The sequence below is a fragment of the Stenotrophomonas sp. 82F1 genome (assembly GCF_056861525.1).
The window spans coordinates 85,700-96,968 of the sequence record NZ_JBSPUD010000008.1 but is presented as its reverse complement, the minus strand read 5'-3'; the positions used below and the strand labels follow the sequence as shown (position 1 = coordinate 96,968).

At 67.6% G+C, this 11,269-nt stretch carries 10 protein-coding genes; 5 read left to right on the top strand and 5 right to left on the bottom strand.

The window, feature by feature from the left end:
- Positions 1–53 precede the first annotated feature (53 nt).
- The 3 genes from AC13GI_RS10745 to AC13GI_RS10735 are packed head-to-tail and all read left to right on the top strand — an operon-like array spanning position 54 to position 1,978.
- A complete protein-coding gene (locus AC13GI_RS10745; RefSeq protein WP_100465235.1) occupies positions 54–824 on the top strand; it encodes an SDR family NAD(P)-dependent oxidoreductase in 771 nt (256 codons plus the stop codon).
- A gap of 49 nt (positions 825–873) precedes the next feature.
- Complete coding sequence (gene yeiP, locus AC13GI_RS10740; RefSeq protein WP_099818338.1) at positions 874–1,440, top strand: elongation factor P-like protein YeiP; 567 nt, start codon at positions 874–876, stop codon at positions 1,438–1,440.
- On the top strand, positions 1,430–1,978 hold the full coding sequence (locus tag AC13GI_RS10735; protein WP_380655427.1) for a hypothetical protein: 549 nt from the start codon (positions 1,430–1,432) through the stop codon (positions 1,976–1,978). The genes yeiP and AC13GI_RS10735 overlap by 11 nt, the downstream gene beginning before the upstream one ends.
- A 50-nt stretch (positions 1,979–2,028) precedes the next feature.
- Here the strand turns inward: AC13GI_RS10735 and AC13GI_RS10730 are convergent, their stop codons facing one another.
- The 4 genes from AC13GI_RS10730 to AC13GI_RS10715 all read right to left on the bottom strand — a co-directional run bounded on the left by AC13GI_RS10730 (position 2,029) and on the right by AC13GI_RS10715 (position 7,518).
- Positions 2,029–2,727 carry a COG3650 family protein gene (locus AC13GI_RS10730; RefSeq protein WP_099818337.1) on the bottom strand — a complete coding sequence of 233 codons (699 nt, stop codon included), beginning with the start codon at positions 2,725–2,727 and terminating at the stop codon, positions 2,029–2,031.
- 83 nt (positions 2,728–2,810) lie between these two features.
- Positions 2,811–3,203 (bottom strand): nuclear transport factor 2 family protein, encoded by a 393-nt coding sequence (locus AC13GI_RS10725; protein ID WP_482996262.1) that lies wholly within the window; start codon positions 3,201–3,203, stop codon positions 2,811–2,813.
- The gene (locus AC13GI_RS10720) at positions 3,184–6,348 is read right to left on the bottom strand and encodes a multidrug efflux RND transporter permease subunit (RefSeq protein ID WP_482996261.1); all 3,165 of its coding nucleotides are present in this window, start codon (positions 6,346–6,348) and stop codon (positions 3,184–3,186) included. Before AC13GI_RS10720 ends, AC13GI_RS10725 begins: the two co-directional genes overlap by 20 nt.
- Before the next feature lie 21 nt (positions 6,349–6,369).
- A complete protein-coding gene (locus tag AC13GI_RS10715) occupies positions 6,370–7,518 on the bottom strand; it encodes an efflux RND transporter periplasmic adaptor subunit (RefSeq protein ID WP_482996260.1) in 1,149 nt (382 codons plus the stop codon).
- 130 nt (positions 7,519–7,648) lie between these two features.
- Between AC13GI_RS10715 and AC13GI_RS10710 the strand changes: the two genes are divergently transcribed.
- Positions 7,649–8,365 carry a response regulator gene (locus AC13GI_RS10710; RefSeq protein WP_482996259.1) on the top strand — a complete coding sequence of 239 codons (717 nt, stop codon included), beginning with the start codon at positions 7,649–7,651 and terminating at the stop codon, positions 8,363–8,365.
- A complete protein-coding gene (locus tag AC13GI_RS10705; protein ID WP_100465229.1) occupies positions 8,365–9,432 on the top strand; it encodes an ATP-binding protein in 1,068 nt (355 codons plus the stop codon). The genes AC13GI_RS10710 and AC13GI_RS10705 overlap by 1 nt, the downstream gene beginning before the upstream one ends.
- On the opposite strand, the gene AC13GI_RS10700 is transcribed toward AC13GI_RS10705, so the two are convergent.
- Complete coding sequence (locus AC13GI_RS10700; protein WP_482996258.1) at positions 9,410–11,266, bottom strand: DUF7844 domain-containing protein; 1,857 nt, start codon at positions 11,264–11,266, stop codon at positions 9,410–9,412. The two genes, AC13GI_RS10705 and AC13GI_RS10700, sit on opposite strands and share 23 nt — an antisense overlap.
- Positions 11,267–11,269 lie beyond the last annotated feature (3 nt).

Here is an 11,269-nt window from a genome sequence, read left to right as displayed (position 1 = left end):
GCTGCCGTCGCTTCCGTTAGAATCGGCGGTTCTTGAACCTGCAGGACCGTGCAATGCAGCTGTCTTCCGTACGTGCCGTGATCACTGGCGGCGTCTCCGGCCTCGGCCTGGCCGTGGCCCAGCACCTGGTTGCCCAGGGCGGCAAGGTCGCCCTGTTCGACCTCAACGACGCCAAGGGCGCGGCCGCTGTTGCCGGGCTGGGGCAGGACAACGCCCGCTATTTCAATGTCAACGTCAGTGATGAAGCGTCCGTGTCGGCGGCCATCGACCAGGCCTTCGATTTCCTCGGCGGCCTGAATGTCGCCATGAACTGCGCCGGCATCCTCGGCGCTGGCCGCGTGCTGGGCAAGGAAGGCCCGATGCCGCTGGCCGGGTTCCAGGGCACGGTGATGGTCAACCTGGTCGGCAGCTTCAACGTCGCCAAGGCCGCGGCCAATCGCATGCAGCACAACGAGGCCGGGGTGGACGGCGAGCGCGGCGTCATCATCAACACCGCCAGCGTTGCCGCCTACGAAGGACAGATCGGCCAGGCCGCCTACTCCGCCTCCAAGGGTGGCGTGGTGGCAATGACCCTGCCGATGGCCCGCGAGCTGTCGCGCTTCGGCATCCGCGTCAACACCATCGCGCCGGGCGTGTTCTGGACGCCGATGGTCGATGGCATGCCCGAGGCCGTGCAGGAATCGCTGGCCGCATCGATCCCATTCCCGTCGCGCCTGGGCAAGCCGGAAGACTTCGCCAGCTTGGTCGGCCACATCCTCGGCAACACCTATATCAACGGCGAGACCATCCGCCTGGACGGCGCCACCCGGCTCGCTCCGAAGTGATTCCCCCCGGGCGCCGGGACGGCGCCCTCCCCCAACGACCAACATCATCATGAAAGCCAACGACATCAAGAAGGGCAACGTCGTCGAGTTCAACAACGGCGTCTACCAGATCCGCGACATCGAGCGCAGCTCGCCGCAGGGTCGCGGCGGCAACGTCCGCTTCCGCTTCATCATGTACAGCGTGCCGGGCGGCAACAAGCTCGATGCCAGCTTCGATGCCGACGACAACCTGGTCGAAGTCGAACTGCTGCGCCGCCAGTCCACCTATTCGTACAAGGACGGCGATGCGTTCGTCTTCCTGGATGACGAGGACTACACCCCCTACACCCTGGACGCGGACGTGATCGGCGATGACGCCGGCTACATCACCGACGGCCTGACCGGCATCTACGTGCAGGTGATCGACGAGCAGCCGGTGGCCATCCAGCTGCCGGCCTCGGTGGTGCTGGAAGTGATCGAGACGCCGCCGGAACTGAAGGGCGGTACCGCCACCAAGCGTCCGAAGCCGGCCAAGCTCAACACCGGCATCGAGATCATGGTGCCGGAGTACATCGTCAACGGCGAGCGTGTGCTGGTGAGCACCGCCACCGGCGAATTTGCCGGCCGTGCCGATTAACCGCGCGGCACTGATCGCCTGCCTGTCCCTGCTTGCGGCGTGCTCGCCGCAGGCAGCGGACAACGGTGCAGGTGGTGCCACGCCAGAGGGCGTAGCGGTCGATCCGGTGGCTCCCATCGCACCGCCAGCGACGTCGCCCGCGGCCCTGCAGGAACCCGCCGAGGAGCCCTCCGCTGCCAGCCTGCCCTCGAGTTACGAGGAACTGGAACAGGTCCGTGCCGCCGCTGGCTGTGCGGTCTCCAACGACGTGTACGACATCGAAGACATACGCATCTACTGTCAGATGCCCGGCGACGTGCAGGCGTTTCTCGCGCGCGAAAACACCTGCCAGCATTTCGCCGGCGAAGAGCCCTACGACGACGAGCGCCGTCGGGAACTCGAAGAGGCCAGCGCGACGTACTGCGAGGGTCGCGAGAAGATCTTCACCGATCTGGTCGCGCGCCATCGCGGAGACTGTGCGATCCGCAAGGCGCTGGTCGGGATCAACAGCCGCTACGACCTGGTGTTCGAGCTGGACTTGAAGCCCTGTGAGGACTGACCGATCAACGCCGGGCATGGCCCGGCGCTACCGATCCGCGTAACCACGCGTTACTTCGCGCCGAAGTTGCCGCAGCCGTGGTACTGGCGCGTGCCCACAGTCAACATCGCCTTGGCCTCGAACGCCTCACCGCTCATGTCGTCCTGACAGGTGGTGCGCTGGAAGCTCAGCTTGATGTCGGTGCCATCGGCCGCCTTGCCAACCCAGCCGTCTGCGCCCTCGGTCGGCTTGGCGACCGCGAAGCGGCGCTCGCCGTAGTCGACCTCCACCTGCAGGCCCGGCGCATCACCGTCGACGACGGCCAGCCAGCCGGGCTCGTTGCCGGTGGCACGGAACGCGGCGTTGCCGGCACTGCCATCGCCCTCGGTCGCTTCCACCGCACCACACTCACGGTCCGCCTCGCCCTTCAGGCTGAGCAGCGCTTCGTCGCTGCCGCGGGTCCAGAAGCTGTTGCCCTTGCCATCGGCATATTTCGCTCCGGAGGCCGCGCGTTCGGAGGACATCGCGAAACTGCGCTCGCCGATCACAACCGTCGCTGCGTCTTCGCCGTTGAAGGTCGCGCGCACGTCGAGGTCGCCGCAGCGGTAGAGAGTTTCGTTGCCGCCGCCATCAACAGCGGCAGCCACAGGTGCCGGTGCCGGCGTTGCGGCCGCATCGGCTGCGCCACTGGATGCCGGCGTCTGCGCCGGCTGGCAGGCGCTCAGCGCAAGGCCGAGGGAAGCCGCCAACAGACTGGGAATTACACGCATGGCTCGACTCCTTGTCGAAACTACAGAGACCTTGGACCCTACCATCTGCGCGCAAACGGGGCCTGAAAGCTGCATGACCGTGTTCAGCCTGTCAGCACCGCCATCGACAGCAGCTGCGCGCCGCTGGCACTGGAAGCGCTTGTCCAGACGCGCAACAGGCGAAAGTGCTGCACGTGTTCGCGTCCCAGCCAGTGCACATGCAGCTGAACATCGCCGGACAACAACGCCAGGCGTCCACACAGCAACGTTTCAATTGCATGCACCTGCAGCGCAAGAATCTGCAGGCGTCCTTGCCGCCAGTCCCGCAGCCAGGGCAGGTCGAGCATCCGACCGCCCTGCCCGTCCATCATGAACAACACCGGCGACAGCAGGGCAGCTACCGCGCCATGGTCACCGTCCAGCAACGCATCGCGCAGCTGCTGCTCCAGCACGCGCAGCTGCGCGTCGTACAGGCCCTCACGGTTCCTGTTTTCCATCCACCTGCTTTCCATCCACGCGTCCTCCCGGCGTCGGCCGGCGTCGACGCAGGCGCTGCGCAAGCCACTGCTGCGCACCCTGCACCACCACATAGAACACCGGCACGAAGAACACGGCCAACACGGTCGCACTGACCATGCCGCCGAACACGCCGGTACCGATGGCCTGTTGCGTTTCCTTTGAAGCACCTTGTGCCAGCATCAGCGGCACCACGCCCAGCGCGAACGCCAGCGAGGTCATGACGATCGGCCGCAGCCGCAGGCGTGCCGCTTCGATGGTCGCCTCGACCAGGCCGCGTCCCTGCTGTTGCAGCTGGCGGGCGAACTCGACGATCAGGATCGCGTTCTTCGCCGAAAGCCCGATCACCGTGATCATGCCGACCTTGAAGAACACATCATTGGGCATCCCGCGCAACAGCACCGCGGCAACGGCGCCGAGCAGGCCCAACGGCACCACCAGCATCACCGCCAGTGGAATCGACCAGCTCTCGTACAGCGCCGCCAGCACCAGGAACACCACCAGCATCGACAGCAGCAGCAACCACGGCGCCTGTGCACCGGACTCACGCTCCTGCAGCGACTGGCTGGTCCACTGCAGGGCGAAGCCCGCGGGCAGCTGCTGTGCAAGGCGCTCCATCTCGATCATCGCCTGGCCGGTGGACACGCCGCTGGCGGGTGCGCCGGACAGGTTCAACGCCGGGAACCCCAGGTAACGCTGCAGCTGCAGCGGCGCCTCGGTCCACTGCGGGCTGACCAGCTCGGACAGCGCCACCATGCCGCCTTCGCTGTTGCGGACATACAGCTTCAGCACGTCCTCCAGCTCCATCCGGTGTGGGGCATCGGCCTGCACGATGACCTGCTGCATGCGCCCGCGATTCGGAAAATCGTTGACGTACTGCGAGCCCATCGCCGCCGACAGCGTTGCACTGATGTCGGTGAATGCAACGCCCATCGCTTCGGCCTTGGCGCGATCGATGTCCAGCCGCACGTTGCTGCCCGCAGGCAGCCCATCGGCATGCACCTCCGCCAGCAACGGACTGGCTTCCGCCAGTTTCAGCAGCTGCTGCAGGGCGGCGCGCAGCTCGGCCTGGCACTGGCCGGTACGCGCCTGCAGTGCCAACGAGAAGCCGGAGGAACGACCAAGGCTGTCGATGGCCGGCGGCATCACGCTCATCACCTCGCCTTCCGGCACCGTCGCCATGGCCTGCTGCGCAGCCTTCACCTCATCCGCTGCGGTGCTGCCGCCGCGCTCACCCCAGTCCTTCAACATGGTGTAGGTCAGCGCCGCGCTCGGGCCCGAGCCGGAGAAACTGTAGCCGAGGATGGCCTGGTTGGACGCGATCGCCGGCCGCGAGGCGACATGCTGTTCGTAGGCCTCGACCACCGCCAGCGTGCGTTCGGCGGTTGCTTCGGCCGGCAGCTGGATGGAGGTCATGAAATAGCCTTGGTCTTCTTCCGGCAGGAACGCGCCCGGCAACCAATGCAGGCCGATCAGCAGTGCCACCAGCAAGGCAGCGAACAGGCCCATCACCCGGCCACTGCGCCGAAGGACCGCCGCCACGCCCTGCTGGTAACGCCCGGTCATCCGCTCGAAGCCACGGTTGAACGCACCGAATACACCGCCGCGGCCATGGTGGCCACGTGTGCCCTGGCGCAGCAGCGTCGCGCAGAGCGCCGGGGTCAGGCTCAGCGCCAGCAGTGCCGAGAACAGGATCGACACCGACATCGCCACACTGAACTGGCGGTAGATCGCACCGACCGAGCCACTGGCCAACGCCATCGGGATGAACACCGCCGTCAGCACCAGGGTGATGCCGATCACCGCACCGGTCAGCTCACGCATCGCCTTGATCGTGGCCTCGCGCGGCGGCAGGCCTTCTTCGGCCATGATCCGCTCCACGCCTTCGACCACCACGATCGCATCGTCAACGATGATGCCGATCGCCAGCACCATGCCGAACATGGTCAATACGTTGATCGAGAAGCCCAGCGCCAGCATCACCGCGAAGGTGCCCAGCAGCGCGATCGGCGCGACCAGGGCGGGGATCAGCGTGTAGCGCCAGTTCTGCAGGAACAGGTACATCACTGCGAAGACCAGCAGCATCGCCTCGACCAGGGTCTGCAGCACCTTCTGGATCGAGACTTTGACGAAGGGCGCGGTATCGAACGGAATGCTGGATTCAACGCCCTGCGGCAGCAGCGGCTGCAGGTCGGCCATGCGCTCGCGCACAGCCGTGGCGGTACGCACCGCATTCGCACCGGGGCGCAGCTGCACACCGGCCGCCGTGGCCGGGTAGCCATCTTCGCGCGTGCCCCAGGCATAGCTCTGCGCACCCAGTTCGACCCGGGCGACGTCACCCAGCAGCACCCGCGAACCATCGGCACCGGCGCGCAGCACGATCGCTGCAAACTGCTCGGGCGTTGACAGCTGGCCTTCGGCACTCAAGGGCACGGTGATGCGCTGGCCGGGAACGCCGGGCGAATCGCCGATGCGACCCGGCGAGATCTCCAGGTTCTGCTGCTCGATCGCGCTGGCCACATCGCCCATGGTCAGGCCGTAGCCGGTCAGGCGGGTCGGGTCCAGCCAGATCCGCATCGCCTGTTCGGCACCGAACAACTGCACGCGGCCGACGCCGTCGATGCGCCGCAGCTCTTCGATGATGTTGCGCGCCATGAAATCGCCCAGCGCCGCTTCACTGACACTGCCATCGGGTGAGCGCAGGCCCACCAGCATCAGGAACCCCGAGTCGGCAGCCTCCACGAACAGGCCGTTCTGGCGCACGCTGCGTGGCAGGCGCGGCTCGATCGCCTTGATCCGGTTCTGCACGTCCACCTGTGCCAGCTCGGGATCGGTGCCGGGCTTGAAGGTGGCGGTGATCGACGCTTCGCCGGAGGTGTCCACCGACGATTCGAAGTACAGCAGATGCTTGACGCTGGACAGCTCGCGCTCGATCAGGCCGACCACCGCGTCATTCAACGTCTGCGGGCTGGCGCCGGGATAGCTGGCATAGATGCTGACGCTGGGCGGCGCGACCGTCGGATAGCGCTCGACCGCCAGCCGCGGAATGGCCAGCACGCCGGCCAGGATGACGAAGATCGCCAGCACCCAGGCAAACACCGGGCGATCGATGAAGAAACGAGCCATGTCGTAGGTTCCTGGAAGGGCTCAGCCCTGGCTTGCGGATGTCGGCGGTGCACTGGCGCTGGCGACCGGCACCTGCCAGTCGCGCGGGTCGACCAGCACGCCTTCCTGCAGGCGCTCCTGGCCTTCCACCACGACCTTCTCGCCCGCCTTCAGGCCATGCCGCACCAGCCATTGCCGGTTGACGCTGCCGTCCACTTCCAGTGTGCGGATCACTGCTTTGCCATCGGCGGTGATGACCCAGGCATAGGCCTGGCCACCGGCGCTGCGCAGCACCGCCTGCTGCGGCAGCAGCAGCGCGCTGGCCGGCGCACCGCGTGGCACCCGGGCACGCACATACATGCCCGGCAACAGCTGCCGCTCAGGGTTGTCGACCAGGATGCGCAGGATCACATCGCCGGTGCGCGCATCGACATTGACACCGGAGAACAACAGCCGGCCGCGCTCGGGCAGCGGCGAACCCGCCGCGCCGATGATCGTCACCGGCAGCTCGCCGTCCACCGCACCACGCCGCAGGGACTGCAGCTGCGATGCCGGCTGGCGCACGTCCACGTAGACCTGATCGATCTGCTGTACCACGGCCATCGGCTCGGCATCGGCGACGCCAACCAGCGCGCCTTCGGTCACCAATGCCTGGTCGATGCGGCCATCGATCGGTGCACTGACCGTCGCGTAGCGCAGGTCGAGCTGGCGTCGCGCCAGGATCGCGCGTGCCTCGTTGACCGCTGCGCGGGCCTGCTCGTGCTCGGCGCTGGCATCATCGCGATGCTGCTGGCTGACCGCCTGCGCGGCGGCCAGTGCCTGCAGCCGCTGTGACTGCACACGGCTGCGCCCGAGGGCGGCTTCGCTGCGCTGCAGGGCCGCCAGCGCCGAATCGACGTCGGCGCGGAATGCCGCCGGGTGGATCTGGAACAGCGGCTGCCCGGCCTGCACCTCCGCACCCTGCTCGAACATCCGGCGCTGCACGATGCCGCCGACCTGCGCACGGATCTGCGCGGTGCGCACCGCCGCCACCCGACCGGGCAGTTCATCATCGCGCTGCACCACCTGCGGGCCGACAGTGACCACGCTGACACGCGGCACCGCTTCGACGCTGGGTTCGGGGCGGGAGCAGGCCGTCATGGCCAAGGCGAAGGTCGCGACCAGCGCGACCGGAGTCCTGAAGGTTCTCATTGCTGTGCACAGTGCCGCAGGCGCGGCTGACGAATCATGAAGCGCGCAGTGTGCGTGGCGATGATGGGGTTTCGATGGAGGAACTGTGGAGATACGATGGAGGGCAAGCACCTTCCGGCCTCGCCTTGCCATGCATGCCTCCCCTGCCCTCGCGGCGCTGGTCCTGATCGTCGAGGACGAAGCCGAGATCGCCGACATCCTTGCCGCCTACCTTGAACGCGAGGGCCTGCGCACCCTGCGTGCGGCCGATGGCCAGATTGCCCTGGACCTGCATCGCAGCATGCGCCCGGACCTTGTACTGCTGGACGTGCAGCTGCCGCGGCTGGATGGCTGGAGCGTGCTGAGCCAGCTGCGCCAGCGCGGCGAAACGCCGGTCATCATGCTGACCGCGCTGGACCAGGATCTGGACAAGCTGACCGCGCTGCGGATGGGTGCCGATGACTATGTGGTCAAGCCGTTCAACCCGGCAGAGGTGGCAGCACGCGTGCGTGCAGTACTGCGGCGTACGCTGCGCAGTCCGCGGGCGGATGCGCCCACTGCCCTGCGCGTGGGCCCGTTGCTGATCGACACCGCCACCCACGCGGTGCATGTGGAAGGCGACGGCTACAGCCACGAGCTGCTGCTGACCCTGACCGAGTTCAAGCTGCTGCATTGCATGGCTTTGGCGCCGTCACGGATCTTCAGCCGCAGCGAGCTGATGCACGAATGCCTGCCGGAAAGCGAAGCACTGGAACGCACCGTGGACAGCCATGTCAGCAAGCTGCGGCGCAAACTGGACGAAGTGGGCCTCACCCAGATTCCGGCCAGCGTGCGCGGTGTCGGCTACCGACTGATGGCCGACCGCTGATGCGGCGCTCCGGGCTCAGCCGGCACATCATCGTCTCGATGTCGCTGATGGTCGTCGGCGTCATCGTGATGGTGATCCTCTCTTCGTGGCTGCTGTATGCCGTGCTGATCGAATTCTTCCCGGCCAGCGCCGAAGAGCCGGAAGGCTGGCTGCCGACGGGACCGGAGCTGGCGTGGATGGTCGGGGTGATCCTGACCGGCCTGGCGCTGGCGATCGCCGCCTCGTTCCGCCTGGCGCACCGCATCCTGTCGCCGCTCAACTCACTGGTGGACAGCGTGCGTGCGCTGGCTGGCGGCGATCTCGGCGCGCGCGCCACGGCCGAGGCCAACTCCCCCGGTGAGGTCGCAGCGCTGGTCGACGACTTCAACGCGATGGCGCGCCGCCTGCAGCACATGGAAAGCGAACGGGTGATGTGGCACGCGGCCATCGCCCACGAACTGCGCACGCCGGTGACGATCCTGCGCGGGCGCCTGCAGGGCCTGGCCGAAGGCGTGTTCCAGCCCGATGAGTCGCAATTCCGCAGTCTGCTGGCGCAGGTCGAGGGCCTGTCACGGCTGATCGAGGACCTGCGGGTGCTGAGCCTGGCCGACAATGCTCGCCTTGATGTGCGCCGCGCCCGCACCGATGTGGTGGCCGAAGTGCATTCGGTGATGACCCTGGTCGATCCCGCTTTCCGCAGTGCCGGCTTCGTGCTGGAGCTGGAGACCAGCCGCGAGGAGCACCCCGCCCATTGCGATCCGACGCGGTTGCGGCAGGCGTTGCTGGCCTTGCTGGAGAACGCGCGCCGCTATGCCAACCCGGGCAAGGTACGCATCGCCGTGCATGACACCGTGGCCCATGTGCAGGTGGCGATCGAGGACGAAGGCCCGGGTATCGATCCGGCCCTGCATGCGGACATCTTCAATCCGTTCATGCGCGGCGACGGTTCACGATCGCGCCTGGGCGGTGGCAGTGGTCTCGGCCTTGCGGTGGTCAAGGCCATCGCCGATGCACACGGCGGCCAGGTCTACTGCACCCCGGGCACGGCCGGCGGCAGTCGTTTCGTCATCGAGCTGCCGCGCCAGTAGGCGGCACTTCGGCGGCCTGCTCACGCACGCGCGCGCCCAACGTTGCCAGATTGTTGTCGATGTCATCCAGCTCACGTCGCTGCGGTGGCGGCAACTGCGCGCGCAGCTGCACGCGCAGTGCCTGCCAGGCGGGTATGGCCTGTGCGCTGGCGATGGCCACTGCGCGTGCCACCTCTGCCTGTTCTTCCGCCTGCGGCAGGCCGTAGCCGGCGTCGGCCAGCAATTGGCCGGGCCGCAACCACTGCCCGCTCTGTTCCAGCAACGCGCGCAGTGAACGGGTGGCGCTGCTGTCCGGGTCAGCCAGCAACCGCCGCTTCAATGCGTCGCGTGCGCGCAGTTCCGCGCGCCGCTGCGCCGCCTGTTCCAACAGCAGCAGGCCGGCACTGGCGCGCACATCACCGCGCAGCGACCACGGCGCCCGCTGTTGCGCCGGCAGCGCCAGCCATGCGCGCACATCGCGCGCCGGCAATGCCATCTGCGCGGCGGCAACCGAAAACAACTGCTGGTAGTGGTCGCGCGCAGACGCAAAGTAGTAGCCCTGCGCCTGGGCCTGCGCGGAATCGGCCAGCACCTGCTCGTCCAGGGCATGCAGCCGCGCCAACCGCCGCCGCAACCCGCGCGGGCTCAGCTGCGCCAGGCCGGCTTCGCCCAGACGCGGAACACCTGCCTGCAGCAGCTTTGCCGTCTCCACCGCGCAGTTGTTGCTGACGAAGTAATAGCGGCCGTCATAGCTCCAGTGCACCTGTGCAGTACGCTCGAGCAGGCTGGCGATCTCGCTGCGGTCCAGCTGCAGCGGCAGCGAGGCCAGTCCGCGCAGTTCGACCTTGGTGTACTCGTCCACCACCTGCTGCAGCGGCAGCACGAACAGGCGCGAAGGATAACCACCGGTCAGGCCGCGCCAGTTGGAAATCTGCACATCGCCGACGAAGGCGCGGAAGGACAGCACCCGGTGATGCTCCAGGTCCAGCCTGCAGTCCGGCCCCGGTGCGCGGCCGGGACGGCAGATCACCAGCCGCAGCATGCTGTGGCCCCAACGGCTCATCGGCTGCGCACTGCCTTCGGCGAACAGATAGTCCACGGCGTACACACGCGACGGGTCAAGCTGCAGCAGCGACGCCGCGCCCTCTTCCGCATCGGCCTGCAGCAGTGGAACGGTGCCAGCGCAGTGCGGCGCAGGCAACGATGGCGGCGTACCGAAGTGCGCCTGATACCACTGCGCCAGTGCCGGGCGGCGGCACGCGAACTCTGCATCCAGCACGAAGTGTTCGGCGTTCACCGCCAGGTACTCGGCCGGGTCGGTCAGCTCGTAGGCATCGGGGCTGCGGTCGCGGAAGGCATTGTCGCCGCGGCCAAGGTGCCATGGCTTGCGCTGCCATCCCGCCAGATCACGCCAGCGGGCGCTGCGCGACCAGTTCGCGCCGCCACGGTCGGCAACGTGGGCCAGTTCATGCACCAGTGCGCTGCGCCGCGCGCGGCGGGCACCGGGCATGTCTTCATCCAACAGGTCGCGACGCAGCGCAATGCGCCCGGCGAAGGCTCGGCCATGCACACCGGTCGGCAGGTCATCGCTCCAGCGCACCTGCACCTGCGCCGGCAATGCAGCCAGGAGGCCTTCCGGCAGCAGTGACTGCACATCGGCCAGGGTCTGGCTGGCGAGCTGCTGCTGTGCCGGATCGAGACCGGCCGGGTCGAGCTGCAGGCGATCAGCCGCGTGCGCGACGTGAGCGGCCAGCAGTAGAGCCACGCCATGCGTGGCTGCTGTGATCGCCCGTCTGCGCTTGGCATTCAGCCGAGCATGGCTCGGCTCTACAGAAAGCGATGACGCGGAGGTCATGCC

What these genes read in the sequence shown, in the direction of transcription:
- AC13GI_RS10745 (WP_100465235.1), top strand. Translation starts at nt 54, where the DNA reads ATGCAGCTGTCTTCCGTACGTGCCGTGATCACTGGCGGCGTCTCCGGC.
- yeiP (WP_099818338.1), top strand. Translation starts at nt 874, where the DNA reads ATGAAAGCCAACGACATCAAGAAGGGCAACGTCGTCGAGTTCAACAAC.
- AC13GI_RS10730 (WP_099818337.1), bottom strand. Translation starts at nt 2,727, where the DNA reads ATGCGTGTAATTCCCAGTCTGTTGGCGGCTTCCCTCGGCCTTGCGCTG.
- AC13GI_RS10725 (WP_482996262.1), bottom strand. Translation starts at nt 3,203, where the DNA reads ATGGAAAACAGGAACCGTGAGGGCCTGTACGACGCGCAGCTGCGCGTG.
- AC13GI_RS10720 (WP_482996261.1), bottom strand. Translation starts at nt 6,348, where the DNA reads ATGGCTCGTTTCTTCATCGATCGCCCGGTGTTTGCCTGGGTGCTGGCG.
- AC13GI_RS10715 (WP_482996260.1), bottom strand. Translation starts at nt 7,518, where the DNA reads ATGAGAACCTTCAGGACTCCGGTCGCGCTGGTCGCGACCTTCGCCTTG.
- AC13GI_RS10710 (WP_482996259.1), top strand. Translation starts at nt 7,649, where the DNA reads ATGCATGCCTCCCCTGCCCTCGCGGCGCTGGTCCTGATCGTCGAGGAC.
- AC13GI_RS10705 (WP_100465229.1), top strand. Translation starts at nt 8,365, where the DNA reads ATGCGGCGCTCCGGGCTCAGCCGGCACATCATCGTCTCGATGTCGCTG.
- AC13GI_RS10700 (WP_482996258.1), bottom strand. Translation starts at nt 11,266, where the DNA reads ATGACCTCCGCGTCATCGCTTTCTGTAGAGCCGAGCCATGCTCGGCTG.